The organism is Bacteroides rodentium JCM 16496 (assembly GCF_000614125.1).
Taxonomy (GTDB): domain Bacteria; phylum Bacteroidota; class Bacteroidia; order Bacteroidales; family Bacteroidaceae; genus Bacteroides; species Bacteroides rodentium.
In genome coordinates this window covers 97,492-116,088 of the sequence record NZ_BAKJ01000010.1, presented here as the reverse complement: position 1 = coordinate 116,088, position 18,597 = coordinate 97,492, and the positions used below count along the sequence as shown (strand labels likewise).

Here is an 18,597-nt window from a genome sequence, read left to right as displayed (position 1 = left end):
TTAAGATACTCTCTCTATTCGCTTTTCTTTTCGCAAATCATTTCTGTTCTACTATAAAAAGTATTTTATGAGCTTTTTCTAAGTTTCTTTCTGGTCTTTTTTTTTCTTTCACATTCGTCACATAGCCCGCTATGCTTCTCATGAGAAAAAAGAAAAATCCTCAAAAATCAAACTTAGTAAAATGCTCAAATAAAATCAAAACAGTTTCTAAGTAATATTATTCTTCGGCCTGGAACTTGCGGCTTACTTTCATCAGATTGATGGTGTAGGTCACAATGTTTTGGGCTTCTTGTATCATAGTCAGGTATACCATGCTGACTTTGATGCTGCCGCTCTGGCTTTGGATGCGTTGCAGTTCTTCGCGTTTCAGGTGGGACAACTGTCCGTTGAGGTCGTTGGCTTTGCGGATTTCTGTTTCCAGTTCATCAAAATTGTTCGTTTCCAGCTTGTGGCGGCATACTTGCAACAGATAGCAGATGTCTTCGGCTACGTCTGTAAATTCTCCTTTCTGAATGGCATCCAGCGGCTTGAAGTTATTGTCTATGTGCTCCAAGCAAGGTTCGCAAAGACGACCTACGCTGTACACCAGTTCGCTGGCAAAGTCGTTGCCTTGATAGTAATAGAGTCCTTTTTCCAGTACGGTATTGTTGTCGAGGCGGCACATGGCAAGTGTTCCGGTACGCTTCATCTGCTTGATGAGTTGTTTCTCGAATTTTACTGAGCCCATGGCACGACGCAGTCCGCGTAGATTCTCGTGTAGGAAGGAAGTGACGGTGCGTTCAAAATTCTCTTCTGTGAATTCCATAATCTTCACCAGTTCTTCACGGGTATGCTTACGGAGCAATTCGATGACTTCGTTGTTGTCCGTACTCTTCATCAATTGTTTCAGAGTCTCGTTGCCTTTTTCTTTCTCCTTGCGCTTTTTGTACATCACTTGGCTACGAATCAGCATGAAGACTGCCAGACCAATCAGCGCCAGGATGGCAACCGTACCACCGAAATGGATAATCAGTGCTACGAAGAAACAGATGGTGAACGCTGCTCCGGCAGTGATGAACCAACCGCCGATAACGCTGAGCACACCCGTAATGCGGAATACCGCCGAATCACGTCCCCAGGCACGGTCGGCAAGCGATGTACCCATGGCTACCATAAAGGTGACGTAAGTGGTGGAAAGGGGAAGTTTCAAGGAAGTTCCCAAGGCGATGAGCAGACCGGCCAATACGAGATTGACGGAGGCGCGAACCAAGTCAAAAGCGGCGCCGTCGGCTATGATGGCTTCATCCTTCTGGAAACGGGTATCAATCCAGCGTTTGCTGCTTTCGGGCATGATTTTTGAGATGCCATTTGCCATAGTCATACTGAAGCGCACCAGTGTACGGGCTATAGGAGTGCTTCCGAAGTTTTCCTCACCTTCGTCCTGGCGGGAGAGGTCGACGGAGGTCTTGATGACGTTGTGTGCTTTCTTAGAGGTGCAGAGGGCATATACCATGATGGCTCCGGCTCCAAAGAGGAAGTACCAGGCGTTTTTGCCGGACCGAGCAGTGAGGACATCAGGAAACCGTCGGCTCCTGCGGCTGTACCATTGGCTGTATAATCTACAAATGAGGAGTAACCGGCAAGGGGCACGCCGATGAAATTCACCAGGTCGTTTCCTGCGAAGGCCAAGGCAAGTGCGAAAGTACCCATAAGAACCACTACTTTGAAGACATTTACCTTACACCAATGTAATATTTGCATCAAGATGGTAAAGAAAACGAAAAAGCCGGCAATCAGCAGACCGGTGTTGTCGTTTACCCATTGTTTGTTTTCGGGAGTCATGAACGAGCTGTCTTTCAATCCCTTTATCAGCATGAAGTAGATGATGGAAGTGGCGGCTATACCACCGAACAGCGCGATGCTGTATTTCATCTTTTTTTTGTAGTTGAAGGTGAATATGATACGTGCGAGCCATTGTACCAGCATACCGAAGAAGAAGGCGATGGCTACGGAAAGGAAGATACCCATAATGACCGACAAGGCCTTGTCGGTATTGATGAGATCGCCGAGTCCCAGTGCATCGTTACTGTATACCTTGATAAGGGCCAGTGCAAATGTACCTCCCAAAAGTTCGAACACCATTGAAACTGTGGTGGAGGTTGGCATACCCATCGTGTTGAAAACGTCAAGCAGTACAACGTCCGTCAACATGACGGCAAGCAGGATGCACATGATTTCGGCAAAATAGAAATGCTGTGGTTGGTAGATGCCGTGCCGTGCTATATCCATCATACCATTGGATAAGGCTGCTCCGATGAATACACCCACGCCTGCAATGAAGAGCATGGTTTTGAAGGATGCCGCCTTTGCCCCGACAGCCGACTGAAGAAAGTTGACCGCATCATTACTGACACCTACCACGAGGTCGAAAATCGCGAGTACAAACAGAAAGATGACGATACCCAGATAAATTGTTTCCATAGACATGTATTTTATTTCCTGCTGCAAAGGAAAGAATTTGGTGTTGCAGGGAAATGTCATACATGTTACAGAAATGTTACAAAGCGATTGACGATTGATAATTATCGCTAATCCTTAATCCCTTGTTTCAAGTATTCGTAAAAGCTATATTGCGACCGTACCTTCTCCTTTTGCGGTCGTGACGACTTCCAGCGGTTCTGCAACCGGTCGTCCACAAAGCAGGCTTTCCGTTTGTCCGACAGTTGTATGTCGAGCATATCGATGAGCTCCTGCTTCAAGTCCGGGTCCAGAATGGGGGTGACAGCTTCGATACGGCGGTACAAGTTACGCCGCATCCAGTCCGGCGAGCCGAGGAAGAGCTTGGGTGCGCCGCCGTTGCCGAAGTACCATACACGGGCATGTTCCAGGAAGGTATCCACGATGCGTGTCACGCGGATATTGCGGCTGTACTCCTGCCCGGGGATGAGGCAGCAGATGCCGCGGACAATGAGGTCTATCTCTACACCGGCTTGCGAGGCTTCGTAGAGGCGGTCTATCATGGCGGGGTCTTGCAAGGCATTCATTTTTAGGATAATCCGTCCTTGCTTGCCTTGCCGGGCCAGTTCTATTTCGTGATTGATGAGGCGGTTCAGCTCCGGTATCAGGTTGAAGCGGGCCACAAGCAGGCGGTGGAACACCGGATTTTCCTTCCCCTGCAGCGTACGGAACAAGTTGTGCAGGTCGTTTACAATCACCGGGTTGCAGGTGAATAGTCCGCTGTCCGCATAGAGGGTGGCGGTCTTTTCGTTGAAGTTGCCGGTGCTGATGTAGGCGTAGCTTGTCAGTTTGCGCCCTCCCTTGTCGCGGCGTAGTACGAGGGCTACTTTGGCATGTACCTTTAGTCCCGGTATGCTGTAGATGATATTGATACCGGCGGCTTTCATCATCTCGGCGGTGGCGAGGTTGTTCTCCTCATCGAAGCGGGCTTTCAGTTCCACAAAGACGGTGACTTTCTTTCCGTTCTGTGCGGCGGCTATCAAGGTGTTGATGACGGTGGAGTTCTCTGCCACGCGATATTGGGTCACCATGATTTCGCGCACGGTGGGTTCATGGACGGCTTCATATAGGAAATGGATGAAGTGGTCGAAGGAGTGGTAGGGATAATGCAGCAGCAGGTCCTTCTTCTCCACATAGCGGAAGATGGATTCGCGTTCGTCCAGGCAGGTCAGCTTCATGGGCTGGGGTTTCTTGATGGGGCGGACGGTCTGGTCGGGGTTGGGCAGATGCCGCAGGTCTTCCAGGTTGAGGTGCTTGTCTCCCGGCACCAGCTCCCGGCGGTCTATGCGGTAGGCATCTACCAGAAAGTCGAGGAAGTCCTGGGGCATGGCGCGGTCGTATACAAAACGGCACACGGCGCCTATCTTGCGTTTCTTTACCTTCTTCTTCACCTGCTCGATGATTTCGGAGGTATTGGCGGCATCGTCTATCAGAATATCCGCATCGCGTGAAATTTTGATGCAATAACTGCTGTCCACTTCATAACCGGGGAAGATGGTATCCAGATTGGCCTTGATGATGTCTTCAATGAACATCAGATAATAGTCTTTCCCCACCTTGGGCAGCTGGATGAAGCGCGGCACTTTGCTGTACGGCAGTTTCATCACGAAATACTGGATGCGGTTTGGAGAACCGGCGGGGGCTCCTTTCAGATGAAGCCGTACGGCCAGATAGAGACGGTTGTCGCGCAGGAATGAAATCACCTTGTCCTTGCTTACGGGCACCGGGGCCAGATAGGGGAATATCTCTTCGCGGAAGAAGCTGCGCACGAAGTCGTGGTGAAACGGTTCTACGTTGCGGCTTTGGTAGAAGATGATGTGGTGCTTCCGCAGGGCGGGCAGTATCTTCTGTTCGTAGATGCGGATACGTTCCTCCAGTTGGCGGTTGACTTCCCGGTTGATTTCATCTACCAGTTCGGCGGCAGACTGCACAGTCTCTTCATCGCTTTGCGAGGCTCCGGTGGCTATGGCCTTATGGTCGGCCACGCGTATCTTGTAGAATTCTTCCAGATTGGAAGAGTATATGGAAATAAAGTTGATGCGTTCGTATAGAGGCAACGTATCGTCTTCGGCTTCCAGCAGTACGCGGTAGTTGAAGGAAAGCCAGCTGATGTCACGTTTGAAATATCTGTTGTCCATGGTATTAAGGTGTTAATGTGGCATATTGGCACATTACCACATTGTATTCTCCCCAAATATAATTACCTTTGTCCTAATAAACAAAGGAAAGATGACAAAAGTTGGTTTATTATCGGATACGCATGGCTACTGGGATGAAAAGTACCTGCAATATTTTGAGGGATGTGATGAAATATGGCACGTCGGCGACATCGGGTCGCTGGAAGTGGCACAGAGGCTGGCGGCTTTCCGTCCCTTCCGCGCCGTGTATGGCAATATTGACGGGCAGGAGATACGGCAGCTCTATCCGCAGATTCTCCGTTTCACGGTGGACGGGGCGGAGGTGCTGATGAAGCATATCGGCGGTTATCCCGGCAACTACGACCCTTCCATCAAGGGCAGCATTCTGGTGCGTCCCCCAAAACTGTTCATCAGCGGGCACTCGCATATACTGAAGGTGAAGTATGACAAGACGTTGGATGTACTCCACATCAATCCGGGCGCTGCGGGCATTCAAGGTTTCCATAAGGTGCGTACGATGGTACGCTTTGCCATTGACGGGGGAACGTTCAAAGATTTGGAGGTGATAGAACTTGCTGGTTGATGATGTAGTTTGTTTATTTCCAATGGATTGTATTTACCGATTGTTTACGCTATGATGTAAAGGTTGTTACACACCGAGGTAAAGGCTGTTACACACCGAGGTAAAGGTCGTTACACACCGGGGTAAAGGTCGTTACACGCTGCGGTAAAGACCGTTTCATCAAGGGGTGACGGTCGTTATGTACTGAAGTAAGCAAAACAATGTACCGGGGTAAGTAAAGCAATGAAGCAAAAAGATGAAACCAAGCCTTCGCCGAATCGGATTTTTCCATTATCTTTGTGCCCGAATAGCAAGTAGAGCCGTGGGGCATCGTCCTCCTTCTTATTTTATTCTCCATTTTGAAGTATCACCGAAAAAGAACTGAAATATGAAAGGAATTATTCTTGCAGGTGGCAGTGCCACTCGTCTCTATCCGTTGTCCAAGGCTATCTCCAAGCAGATAATGCCCGTCTACGACAAGCCGATGATATACTACCCGCTCTCTACACTGATGTTGGCGGGGATTCGCGAAGTGCTTATCATCTCTACTCCACGTGACCTGCCCATGTTCCGCGAGCTGCTGGGAACCGGCGAAGAACTCGGCATGTCCTTTTCCTATAAGATACAAGACAATCCCAACGGACTGGCACAAGCCTTTGTGCTGGGTGCGGAGTTCTTGGACGGCGGGCCGGGCTGCCTCATCCTGGGCGACAACATGTTCTACGGTCAAGGCTTCTCCGCCATGCTGAAGCGTGCCGCTTCCATCGACAAGGGTGCCTGCATCTTCGGCTATTACGTCAAGGACCCCCGTGCCTACGGTGTAGTGGAGTTTGATGCCAACGGCAAAGCCATTTCGCTGGAAGAGAAACCCGCAGAACCTAAAAGCAACTATGCCGTCCCCGGACTGTACTTCTACGACTCCACCGTGACAGAGAAAGCCGCCTCCTTGAAGCCCTCTGCCCGTGGCGAATACGAAATTACCGACCTCAACCGTCTCTATCTGGACGAGGGCACGCTGAAAGTGGAGCTCTTCGGCCGTGGCTTTGCCTGGCTCGATACCGGCAACTGCGACAGCCTGCTGGAGGCCAGCAATTTTGTCGCCACCATCCAGAACCGTCAAGGCTTCCGCGTGAGCTGTATCGAAGAGATTGCCTGGCGCAAGGGCTGGATAGATGTAGAGCAACTCTATCACCTCGGCGAACAGCTCGGCAAGACCGAATATGGCAAATACCTGATGGAACTGGCGGAATCGAAGCGATGAACTCTTTGTTCCCCAAAAAGAGAAGGAGAATAGTTCTCCTATAAAGGCCCGCTGACTTTAATTTTTAATTTATAATTTTTAATTCTCATGAAGACTTATCTCGTAACCGGTGCCGCCGGTTTTATCGGCGCCAACTATATTAAATACATCCTGGCAAAACATAATGATATTAAAGTGGTGATACTGGATGCCCTGACCTACGCAGGCAATCTGGGCACCATTGCCAATGACATTGACGACGAACGTTGCTTCTTTGTAAAAGGTGACATCTGCGACCGCGTGCTTGCCGACGAACTGTTTGCCAAGTATAAATTCGATTACGTAGTGAACTTTGCTGCCGAGAGCCACGTAGACCGTAGTATAGAGAATCCCCAGCTCTTCCTGATGACCAACATCCTGGGCACACAAAACCTGCTTGACGCCGCCCGCCGTGCCTGGGTCACGGGCAAGGACGAGTCCGGTTATCCCACTTGGCGCAAAGGCGTCCGCTACCACCAAGTGTCTACCGACGAAGTTTACGGCTCGCTTGGTGCCGAAGGCTACTTCACGGAGCAAACCCCGCTCTGCCCGCACAGCCCTTACAGTGCCAGCAAGACGAGTGCCGATATGGTAGTGATGGCCTATCACGACACCTATAAGATGCCCGTCACCATCACCCGTTGTTCCAACAACTACGGTCCTTATCACTTCCCCGAAAAGCTGATTCCGCTTATCATCAAGAATATTCTCGAAGGCAAGAACCTCCCCGTCTATGGTGACGGCAGCAACGTGCGCGACTGGCTCTACGTGGAGGACCACTGCAAGGCCATCGACCTGGTTGTCCGCGAGGGTGTGGAAGGCGAAGTCTACAACGTAGGCGGTCACAACGAAAAGACCAATCTTGAAATCGTGAAGCTGACCATTGCCACCGTCCGCCGCTTGATGGAGGAAGAACCCCGTTACCGCGCAGTGCTGAAGAAACAAGTAAAGGCCGCCGACGGCACGATTGACGTCAGCTGGATAAACGAAGACCTTATCACCTTCGTCAAAGACCGCTTGGGGCACGACCAGCGCTATGCCATTGACCCCACTAAGATTACCAATGCCCTGGGCTGGTATCCGGAGACGAAGTTCGAAGTCGGTATCGTCAAGACCATTGAATGGTACCTGAACAACCAGTCGTGGGTGGAAGAAGTGACCAGTGGCGACTATCAGAAGTATTACGAACAGATGTATGGAGGTAGGGGTTAATTCAGCGCCACCGCTAACAGCAATCCTAAGAACAGCATATTGCGCGACGTCTCGCCCAGTATGCTGTTCAGCTTTTTACCGCTGCCTATCTGTACCATCTTGCGCCACGTCAGCGCGTGCATGTAGAGGTAGACGCAGGGAGCCCAGATAAATTCCAGCGGAGTCAGCTTGCCCGTGTAGACAAACCAGAAGCAGAGCAGCACGGCGGCGATGCCCAGTGCCAGATACATATTCTCACCGAACTTCTTGCCGTAGCGCACCACCAGCGTACACTTGCCGCTCACGGCATCCTGCTCGCGGTCGCGATAGTTGTTCACCATCAGCAAGGTGTCTATGGCGAGGCCGCTGACGAGCGACAGCACCACCACATCCATATTCAGCGTATAGGCCTGCACGTAGTAGGTGCCGCATACGGGCACGAAGCCGAAGAACACCAGCACCAGTACGTCGCCCCAGCCCCGATAGGAGAGCAGTGTGGTGTAGAGGAAAGCAAACAGTATGCACACCACGCCCAGCACCACCAGCTCCCAGCCTCCGTGGGGCAGCTGCCCCCAGACGGTGAACAGCACTGCCAGCCCTGCCAGGCACGACAGCGTCAGTGCGATGCCGATGCCGGTTTTCATGGCGGCCGGCGTAATCCAGCCTTCGGCGCAGGCGCGTTGCGGCCCCAGCCGGTCTTGTCGGTCGGTTCCCTTCTGAAAGTCGAAAAGGTCGTTGATAAAGTTGGCGGCAATCTGCATGCCGCAGGCAAAGAGGGCGCACAGCAGGGCGGGTGCGGTCTTGAACTGTCCGTCGCTGAAGGCAAGGGCACTGCCCAGCAATACCGGGATGATGGCTCCCGTCAGCGTCTTGGGGCGGGCGGCGAGAAACCATGCGTAGGGTGAATTCTGTTTAATCTCGTTCATCGTAGTTCCAATTTAGTTCGGCATCTGTCAGCAAAAATACTGAAAATCCCTATATTTGCACCCACTTATGATGAAGAAGTTAGTCTACATATCCATTCTTTCTCTGCTGCTCTTGTCTTCCTGCCGTTCCAAGCGGATGATTACCGTGTCGTTGCCGCAGCCAGTCATGCAGGCAGGCAGCACGCAGCTTGGCGATACTATCGGGTTGCCTGCCCGCCTTTCGCCGATGTTCACCTTTGACCAGTCTGATTTGCGTAATGTCCGTCGCCAGCCGGCGAAGGGCAGGGCAAAGAAACAGCAGATAAAGAAAACGGCACCGGTGCAAAAGGCAATTGTGCAGCGGGGCACAAGAATCACATCGAAAACCACCCACGTAGGCTCGGCCTATAAGGGCGTCAGCCGCATTAAGACGTACGACTTCACGCATCGCGACGTGCCTGCCGCCTTCGAGGGCTTCCGCATCGCCTTTGTCTCCGACCTGCACTACAAAAGCCTGCTGAAGGAGGAGGGATTGAAGGACTTGGTCCGCCTGCTCATAGACCAGAAGGCCGACGTGCTGCTGATTGGCGGCGACTTTCACGAAGGCTGCCGGTACGTGCCGCCCGTCATGGCTGCCCTGGCGCAAGTGAAGACGCCATTGGGTACCTATGCCGTGCTTGGCAACAATGACTACGAGGCTTGCTATGACGACATCGTGCGCGAGATGAGGCATTATGGCATGCATCTGCTGGAGCATAAGGTGGACACCCTGCGGCGTGGCGGCGAGCGGATTCTTGTGGCGGGCGTGCGCAATCCTTTTGACTTGGCCAAGAACGGCACATCGCCCACACTCGGCCTTTCGCCCGACGATTTTGTAATCCTGCTGACGCATACGCCGGACTATGCCGAGGACGTCCCGGTGACAAACTCCGACCTCATCCTGGCCGGACACACGCATGGCGGGCAGGTGACGCTGTTCGGGCTTTATGCGCCGATAGTCCCCTCGCACTACGGGCAGCGGTTCCTCTCCGGGCTGAAGTACAATTCAAAGAACATCCCGATGATTGTCACCAACGGTATCGGCACTTCGCAGAAGGCCATCCGCATGTTTGCCCCCGCAGAGGTGGTGATGATTGTGCTGCACCGGCTGACGGACTGATTTATTCTTCGGGCATCAGCACCACTCCCAGTTTTTTCTTGCCATCCATCTTTACCACCATCGGCTGGCGGAAATGTACATGCCGCAGGTACTTCGTCTCGTGTACGGCAGGCTGTGCATTCAGGAATTCCTGGTTGTATACGCCGTCATTCATAAAGGCGTTGATGGTAAAGTATCCCACTCCAAAGGAGGTCAGGTTCTGGAAGAAGTGGGTTCCCTGGCTGGGGTCTACCCGGTAGTTGGTCAGTCCGGCTTCCACTATCACGCGGGCGGCGCTGATGTGCGGCCACTTCACGGGGATGCCGAGCCAGGTGTCACTGCTACCCCAGCGTCCGGGACCTACGAGGACATAGTTACGGCCTTCGTCCAGGAACTGCTGGTTCAGCTTCTCTATCTCCCAGGCAATCTCCTGGTTGTGGGAGGCACTATAGTCGTCTGTCTTCACATAGATAATGTCATGTATCTCGTTCATGATGCCATGTCCCAATGAGTTGTTGGAACGGAGCAGTACCTGGTTGTCTGGAATGGCGGTAAGGTCTTCATCCAGCATCTCCTTGGTGTCGACTATCGGGCGGATTTGCAGCAGGTAGAAGGTGCCGGTCTTGTCCTTCTCGCGGCTCATGGTGGCGGCAAACTCTATCTCTACGGGACGGCGCATCTCCTGCTCTCCGTATTTCAAAGCCAGTTGCAGGATGCGTGGCAGGGGGAATACGTCGTGTTGCAGGATGTTGGCAAAGGTGATGACTTTGCGTCCGCCGGGATAAAGCCCGTCGCGGATAATCTGGTCGTAAGGGTCGTAGGTGGAGGCTATGTAGTTCAGTGCTCCGTCCTTTTCCGCTTCTTTGACGTGCAGTTTCAGCAGGTTGAAGCCGTCGTCGATGGAGAAATCGTGACCGGCATTGCGCAGGTCGAGGGCGTAGAAGCGGGTCTGGGTCTCTTTGAGGGCAATCTCCATTTCGCTGGTTTGCAGCACCTGGTTGGGGTGATAGGGCGAGAAGCGGAGCGTCATGCCGCCATCCACAATATATTTGCCCAAGCCGAGTGCCAGGTTGACGATACCTTCTTCCGCTTTCTCGTCGTCGATGGGGTAGTAGTTGAGCGAACGCGCCACGCCGGACATGCTGGGGTAGTAGCGGTCACCATACTGGTTGCCCACTACCTCTTGCAGGATGACAGCCATCTTTTCCTGGTCGATAACGTTGCTCGTTGCCTGCATGTAGGCCTTCGAGTCGCGGAAGTAGACCGAAGCATATACTCCCTTGATGCATCGCTCAGCATGCGCAGCATCTCGTACTTGTCGTCCAGATAGGGAATCATATAGGTGTTGTAGATACCGGCGAAGGGCTGGTAGTGCGAGTCTTCCAACAACGAGGACGAACGGATGGCAAGGGGCGACTTCACCACGTCGAAGAAGGTGAAGAAGTCTTCCACCAGGCGGTCGGGCAGCTTGGCTTTGAGGAAGTAGCGCAGGATGACGTCATCGTCGGCATCGGACAAGGCTATCTGATACAGATTGTTGGTATCCATAAACTCATCGAACACATCGGTGCAGAGCACGATGGTCTTGGGGATGGCGACACGGGCATTCTCAAACTCTTCGAACTCAGGATGATGCTTCACCAGATTGTCGATGAAAGCCAGTCCGCGCCCCTTGCCTCCCAGCGAACCGTCGCCAATACGGGCAAAGTTGGAGTATCGGTCGAAGCGGTCGCGCCTGAAGACTGCCACCACTCCCTGGTTTTTCATCTTACGGTATTTCACGATAGCCTCGAAGATGATTCTGCGGTGGGCATCCACGTCTTGCAGGCTGTTCCAGGTGATGGGCTTCAGGAACTCTGCCACGGGGAACATGGCACGCGAGTAGAGCCAGCGGCTGACGTGGTTGCGGCTGATGTGGTAAAGGAACGATTCTGCCGGAACGGCAAAAAGAATGTTCTGCAGCTCTTTGAGGTTCTTTACGCGGGCAATCTCTTCCAGCGTGTCCGGGTTGCGGAAGATGAAGTCGCCGAAGCCGAAATTGTCTGATACGATGCGGCGCAGGTCCACATCCATCTTTTTGGAATTCTTGTCGATGAAGGCGGCATCGTATTTGGTTGCATACGCTACGTTGTCCGATTCGCTGGACTGTATGATAAGGGGCACAAACGGGTCTTCCTTGCGGATGGCGGCACAGAGCTTGATACCGGCCAGTCCGTCTTTCTCGCCCCGTTCTACGCGGGGGAAGCGCACGTCGGTGATGACACCTAATATATTATTCTTATATTTCAGGTAGATGCCGAAGGCTTCTTCATAGGTACGTGCCAGTACAATCTTGGGACGTCCCCTCATGCGCAGCGTGCGTTGGTGGGCATTCAGTGCTTCGGTAGAGAATTCCTGGCTCTGCTTCAATACGAATTTATACAGATTGGGCAGGATGGAGGAGTAAAAGCGGATGCCGTCTTCCACCAGCAGGATGAGCTGCACACCTACTTCGTTGACGTCGTGCTCCAGGTTCATCTTGTCCTCTATCAGCTTGATGATGGAAACCAGCAAGTCGGTGTTTCCCAGCCAGCAGAACACATACTCAAAGGGACTGAGGTCTTCATTGGCAATGCGCTTGGTGATGCCGTGGCTGAAAGGGGTAAGTATCACCATCGGAATCTGCTCATATAGGCTTTTGATGTATCGTGCCACGTCGAAGCTGTCGTTGTCTCCCGTACCCGGCATGCAGATGATGAGGTCGAAAGAGATGGAGGACAGTTGTGTCAGTGCTTCTTCGCAAGTGGAAACCTGCGTGAAACGGGGAGGGTAGCGCAAGGAAAGCGAAGTGTATTCGTTGAATATCTTTTCGTCGATGCGGCCGTCATCTTCCAGCATGAAGGCATCGTAAGGATTGGCTATCAGAAGGACGTTGAAAATGCGCCGTGTCATGAGGTTGGCAAACTGTGTGTCCTTGAAATAGAGCTGGTTTAATTTGAACTTACTGAGCATGGCTTCTCATGATTTGTTGGTTTCGGAAGGCAAAAGTAATAGAAATCGAACCTATTCGGATAGTTTTTCGACCGTTTTTTTATATTTATGCGTAATATTGCATCCGAAAAACAATATATGACCTATGTCTGCTCCATATCCGTTTCCATATAAATCCGTTGCATGTACATTTCTGCTGTTATGGATGTCCGTTTTTTTGTCCGCTGACTTGTTTGCCGGTTCATTCCGCACCTTGGGTATCAAGGAGGGATTGGGCAGCCGGCAAGTATTCCAGATAAACAAGGATTCAGCCGGATTTGTCTGGGTGTATACTCATGTCGGGATAGATCGTTATGACGGGAATGAAATCAAACATTACAAGCTGGACGGAATGGTTGATTCCAGGGACAATATCCAGTCTTCCACTACCATGATGTGTGATAAGGAGGGTATTGTCTGGGTTGCATTGAAGAATGGAAAAATCTATGCATACAACAAACTGACAGACTCTTTCCAATTGCGTGTGGATTTGGCCGATTACCTGCCTTCTCCGGTATTGCATAATATTCTGTTTGATGACGAAAACCGTTTGTGGTTGTGTATGTCGAAGGGGCTTTATTCTTGGGAAGAAAGTGCAGGGCTGTCTTTTGCCGGATTGAAGGGGCAATCTGTCCGTTGCATGGTCCAAATGGGAGATGAAGTGTTTTTTGCAGGCACCGACAAAGGTGTCTTCCGGCTGACGAAGGCAGGAGCGGCAGGTTCTTCGTCTTTTGAGACGAGGCCGGTTGACCTGCATACAGAGATGCATGTGGAATCGCTCTATGTCTTCGGAGCGAAGCTGTTCATCGGTACCTTTTCAAACGGTGTATTTGTGCTTGACGGTCCCGACGGGCAGATACATCCCTTGAACGACCGGATTCCTCATGTACCTATCCGTTCGTTTGCAAGGACAAAGGACGGTTTGCTGCTGGTGGGAGCCGATGGTGCAGGTGTTTTTTGTATGGATGTCGCTACCGGAGAACTTTTGAACCATTATATGAATAACGGGGATGATGACAAAAGCTTGAGTGGTAATACGGTATCCGATATTTGTGTGGATGAATCCGGAGTTGTGTGGATTAGCACTTCTACGAATGGTATCAGCTATCTGGATCCGGAGATGCCGGATGTCTATAGAATCAGGCACGAACGCAATAATGATAATTCCCTGAAGTCGGACCATGTAAATGTGATGTTTCAGGACTCGGAGGGAGATTATTGGTATGGTACAAACAACGGCGTCAGCCTCTATCAGCCCGGTCACGCAAATGGACCCACTATCTGGACGGTACGGAATATAGTGGCAAAGTGGTATTGGCGCTTGCCGAAGACCCCGGGGGAAACATCTGGGTAGGTGGCTATGGTATCGGTGTCTATTGTATTCATAAACAGACCGGACGGGTACAGAAGAAAGAGAAAAGAAATGTACATCCGGAGAAGGGAATAGCCACCGACTATGTTTATGCCATTTATGCGGAAGGGGATTATATCTGGTTCGGTGGTATTGAAGGAGAGTTTACCCGTTACGATATACGGACGGATACTTATACATATTACCCGATTGATTGCATAGGTGACATAAAGCCGGGTAAGGGGGACTCATTACTGATTGCCGGTTGCAGCGGGTTGGCCGTCTTTGATAAGATGTCGGGAGACACGCAGTGGTATCAGACTTTTGGAGACATCTCTCTGCATTATCCTATCCGTTGCTTGATGCAGTCTTCATCCGGTGATATTTGGCTGGCGACAGACGGGGAAGGCCTTATACGTGTTGGTCCGGATGGGAAAGAGGCGCATGCCTATACCGTAGATGACAATCTGGTTTCCAATTCCATCAATAGTCTGCTGGAGGATAACGAAGGGCGTATCTGGTTCAGTACGGAGAAGGAATTGTATTGCTTGGATTGTTCCCGGGATATTATCATCAGTGCCAATGATTTTTTGGATGTCAGCTGGGGATATTACAACCCGAATGCTGCCCTTAAGTTGAAGGATGGATGTCTTGCTTTCGGTACCGCAGAAGGGGTTCTTTCCTTCCTTCCGTCTTTGGACTTAGGGCCTCGTGTATCTGTTGAGCTGATTCTGACAGACTTTAAACTGCTTTACGAATCGGTCAAAGCGGGAATGAAAGGCTCTCTTTTGCAAACGAATATCAATGATACCCGGAAAATAGATTTGAAGTATAATCAAAACTCCTTCTCAATTTCCTTCTCTGCCATCAACTTTGCAGTCCCGCATCGTATCAGATATGAGTATAGGCTCGAAAATCACAATGAAGAGTGGGAACACTCCAATTCAGTGCGGAACGTGAGCTATATGAATCTCTCGTCCGGTAAGTATGTATTCCGCTTGCGGGCATTTGATAAGTACACCGGGCAGCAGGTGGGAGAAAGAAGTCTGGACATTGTCATTCATAATCCTTACTGGGTGTCGTGGTGGGCGCTGCTCATCTATTTCATCTTGTTGTCTGTCTTTGTCTACATGTTTGTGCAGTATAGGAGGCATAAGGTGAACGAGGGGCGTATAAGGGACAAGATACGTTCCTTTATCAGTATAGCCCATGATATCCGTACACCGGTTACTTTAATAAAGGCTCCGCTGAGCGAGCTCGAAGCGCAGGAGGGACTTCCGGAGCAGGGTAAGAAAACCGTTGCGGTGGCAATGAAGAATGTGGAAAAACTGATGGGAATGATTACTCAACTGCTTGAGTTGCAGAAAACGGAACTGCATGCCGAGGAGTGTCTGAAGGTTTCTCCATACGACATTAAGGCTTATCTGGAGGAAAAAACGGCAGAGTTTCACTTAGCCGCCATGCAGAAGAGCGTCGGGATAGAGTTGGAGGTGGAGCCGGATATGCCTAAGGTTTGGATTGACCGGGAGAAGATGGATCATATCATAGACAATCTGCTCTCCAATGCCTTGAAGTATACAGAGAAGGGAGTCATTCACATACTGGTGAAGACTGCAAGAAAGAAGTGGACTATTGAAGTGAAGGATACGGGTATCGGCATTCCGAAAGAGGAGCAGGGCAATATTTTCCACGAATATTATAGAGCCCAGAATGCCATGAACTTTGAGGAAACCGGTTCGGGTATTGGTCTGATGATTACGCGCCGCATTGTGAAACAGCATCACGGCACCATCTCTTTCAGTAGCGTGGAGGGACAGGGAACTACGTTTACGGTAACTTTCCCGCAGAGGATAAAGGCGAGCGTGGCAGTGGAAGCGAAGGCAGACGGCCAGGAAGAAGCTCAGGCCGCTACCGGGGCTGTGCATGAAGAAACGGAACGTGCCGGGAAGAATGTCCTTCTTCTGGCAGAGGACGATGCGGATATGAGGGAGTATCTGGTGGACAGTTTGTCTTCCGAATATAAGGTAGTTGCCGTGTCCGACGGCGGAAAGGCATTGGAGACGGCAAGGGAAATCAATCCTGATATCATTATCTCGGACATTGTGATGCCGGTACTGGAAGGTGATGAATTGTGCCGGATTCTGAAATCATCGGTAGATACAAGCCATATACCTATTATATTACTGACCGCACTGAGTGAGAGGGAAAATATCATCTTCGGACTGGAGGCCGGTGCCAATGACTACATCATCAAGCCTTTCGACTTGTCTGTGCTGAAAGTGCGTATCAGGAATATTCTTCAGAATAGGCAGCATTTGCGCGAAACCGTGTTGGCGATGGATGCGCAGCCCGAAGAGACCGATTATACCAGCCAGTTGGACAAGGAGTTTCTGGACAAGGTTATGAAAGTGATTGAGGAGGAGTTGTCCGATTCGGAATTCTCCATCAATGACTTCTGCCGGATGCTGGGCATGAGCCGCACTTCTGTCTACAATAAGATAAAGACGCTGACAGGGCAGGGACCGAATGACTTCATCCGCATTGTCCGCCTGAACAAGGCAAAAGAACTGCTGGTTTCCCGGAAATATTCGATAGGGGAAGTGGCGAATATGGTCGGATTTTCTGACCCGAAATATTTCAGTACATGCTTCAAAAAGCAGTTTGGTACCAGTCCCAGCAAAATTTAGAGCCATGAAGGCTGCTTTTGAACCACTGCTGACAAGTATTAAACCTTTTTTGTCAGAGAATAAACCCTTGTCTCCCTGATAGTGCGTAATATTGTGGACAGTAAACAATATTAAAAAACGCATATAAAAAATGGAAACGTATTTAGGTCTTGATTTAGGAGGCACGAAGTTGCTGATTGGCGAAATGGATAGCGTGGCAACATTTTGAGGTATAAGAAATATGACTCCGGTTACTTTAATCAGCAGGCTGCGCTGGAAATCATCAAGTCGTCGCTCGATGATTATATCCGTACCGTGGGCTGGTATGACCAGAAACCGGTAGCGATGGGTGTTGGGCTGATAGGGCGTGTAGATCCCAACGAAGGTGTCTGGCTGCAGATTGACCCGAGCAGGACACAGCGGATTGAGTTGGCAAAGGAACTGTCGGATATATATGGCATGCCTTGCCATATAGACAATGATGTGAAGAGCGCTACAAGAGCCGAACGCGTCTGGGGATTCGGACAAATTTCCAAAAACTTTATATATGTAAATGTAGGTACGGGCATTGCCGTGGGTACGGTGATAAATGGGAGACAAATCCGTGGCAGCCATTTCAATGCCGGCGAAGTGGGACACGTGCGTGTAGGTGTGAACATAGGCATTAAATGCGGTTGTGGACGGATGGACTGTGTGGAGGCGATTGCTGCCGGCATAGGTTTTGACAATTGTGCCCGCCTGCTTCGTAATCAGTATGAAACCAGTCTGCACATTCCGGCTGAAAAAGGGGAACGGGTGATTGTGAGTGAGGTGTTTGCACTTAGTCAGAAAGGTGACCCCCTCTGTACGGTGCTGGTGGAGAATGCAGCTGAGGCGCTTGCCAATCTTATCATGAATCTGGTACGTGTGATTGACCCGGACACGGTGGTGTTGGGTGGAGGCATTGTGGCCGACGGGTATATGCACGAGAAGATTTTGGAGAAACTTCATCCTACGACCATGCGTTTTGTCAGCAACGGGGTTGTCATTACGAAACTGAATCCCGGATTTATCGGGCTTCTGGGGGCCGGCGCGGTGGCGATGAATATGTGATTAGGAATTAATGATTAAGAATATGAAAATAACAATAACAAAGAATGAAAAGGAGTTTGACTGCACGGCTGCATGGCGCATCATCGGGCAGATGTTGAATAAACCGGAGAGTGTGATAGGACTTTCGACGGGACGTACTACCGGTAATCTTCATCGGTTGGTGGGAGAAATCTATACTAAATATCCGTTTAAGGTGGATACCGTTACTTTCTTCGGATTGGATGAGGTAACGAATGTGCCGCGCGAATATGCCGGAGCATGCTACACGATGCTGAAAACGGAGTTGATGGATACATTGGGCATCAAGGAAGAGAATTTTTTGATGCTGCCTACCATTTCTGGTGATTTTGAACAGTCATGCAGGGATTTCCAGCAGGAAATTGCGAACCGTGGCGGTATTGATTTGCTGATTTTAGGGTTGGGTGAGAACGGACATCTGGGATTCAACCAGCCGGAATCTCCCTTTGGTGGTGAAGCATGGGTGACCCGGATGAATGTGGAACTGGAAGAACGCATCCGTAGAGAAACGGGCACTCCTCCTGATAAAGAGTTGGGAGGAGCTACTTTGGGAATAAAGAACATTATGCAGGCACGCCGGATTGTACTGGTTGCCAAAGGGACTAATAAAGCGGATATTGTCAAGCGGATGCTTGAAGGGCCTGTGACAACAGATATTCCTGCTTCCATCCTTCAGCTTCATCCCAACTGTGAATTTCTGCTGGATGAGGCGGCGGCAAGCACACTTAACCACTAAGCAGCCTCGCAGGTGG

7 protein-coding genes and 4 pseudogenes are annotated in these 18,597 nt (G+C 50.7%); 7 read left to right on the top strand and 4 right to left on the bottom strand.

Annotation, left to right across the window (positions count from 1 at the left end; translation table 11 throughout):
* Positions 1-217: 217 nt before the first annotated feature.
* Both JCM16496_RS06595 and JCM16496_RS06590 read right to left on the bottom strand, forming a co-directional pair.
* Positions 218-2,460, bottom strand: a pseudogene (locus JCM16496_RS06595) (inorganic phosphate transporter).
* Positions 2,461-2,567: 107 nt separating this feature from the next.
* Positions 2,568-4,634, bottom strand: coding sequence for an RNA degradosome polyphosphate kinase (locus tag JCM16496_RS06590; protein WP_025833162.1), 2,067 nt, complete (start codon positions 4,632-4,634; stop codon positions 2,568-2,570).
* A gap of 91 nt (positions 4,635-4,725) precedes the next feature.
* Between JCM16496_RS06590 and JCM16496_RS06585 the strand changes: the two genes are divergently transcribed.
* The 3 genes from JCM16496_RS06585 to rfbB all read left to right on the top strand — a co-directional run bounded on the left by JCM16496_RS06585 (position 4,726) and on the right by rfbB (position 7,687).
* Positions 4,726-5,217: a metallophosphoesterase family protein gene (locus tag JCM16496_RS06585; protein ID WP_025833160.1), complete on the top strand. Its 492-nt coding sequence runs from the start codon at positions 4,726-4,728 to the stop codon at positions 5,215-5,217.
* 367 nt (positions 5,218-5,584) lie between these two features.
* On the top strand, positions 5,585-6,457 hold the full coding sequence (gene rfbA / locus JCM16496_RS06580; protein WP_025833158.1) for a glucose-1-phosphate thymidylyltransferase RfbA: 873 nt from the start codon (positions 5,585-5,587) through the stop codon (positions 6,455-6,457).
* A gap of 87 nt (positions 6,458-6,544) precedes the next feature.
* Positions 6,545-7,687, top strand: coding sequence for a dTDP-glucose 4,6-dehydratase (gene rfbB, locus JCM16496_RS06575; protein ID WP_025833156.1), 1,143 nt, complete (start codon positions 6,545-6,547; stop codon positions 7,685-7,687).
* On the opposite strand, the gene menA is transcribed toward rfbB, so the two are convergent.
* A complete protein-coding gene (gene menA, locus JCM16496_RS06570; RefSeq protein ID WP_025833154.1) occupies positions 7,684-8,592 on the bottom strand; it encodes a 1,4-dihydroxy-2-naphthoate octaprenyltransferase in 909 nt (302 codons plus the stop codon). The genes rfbB and menA overlap by 4 nt on opposite strands.
* Positions 8,593-8,662: 70 nt before the next feature.
* On the opposite strand from menA, the gene JCM16496_RS06565 reads away from it, so the two are divergent.
* Positions 8,663-9,730: a metallophosphoesterase gene (locus tag JCM16496_RS06565; protein ID WP_025833152.1), complete on the top strand. Its 1,068-nt coding sequence runs from the start codon at positions 8,663-8,665 to the stop codon at positions 9,728-9,730.
* A 1-nt stretch (position 9,731) separates the two neighbouring features.
* Here JCM16496_RS06565 and JCM16496_RS24585 read toward each other — a convergent pair.
* Positions 9,732-12,700: pseudogene (locus tag JCM16496_RS24585) on the bottom strand (PEP/pyruvate-binding domain-containing protein).
* Positions 12,701-12,824: 124 nt separating this feature from the next.
* On the opposite strand from JCM16496_RS24585, the pseudogene JCM16496_RS06555 reads away from it, so the two are divergent.
* From JCM16496_RS06555 to JCM16496_RS06545, 3 genes and pseudogenes are all read left to right on the top strand, one after another.
* Positions 12,825-16,756 (top strand): annotated as a pseudogene (locus JCM16496_RS06555) (hybrid sensor histidine kinase/response regulator transcription factor).
* Between the two features lie 130 nt (positions 16,757-16,886).
* A pseudogene (locus JCM16496_RS06550) lies at positions 16,887-17,827 on the top strand (ROK family protein).
* Between the two features lie 22 nt (positions 17,828-17,849).
* Entirely contained in the window at positions 17,850-18,581 is a 732-nt protein-coding gene (locus JCM16496_RS06545; protein WP_025833150.1) for a 6-phosphogluconolactonase, read from the top strand.
* Positions 18,582-18,597: the final 16 nt, after the last annotated feature.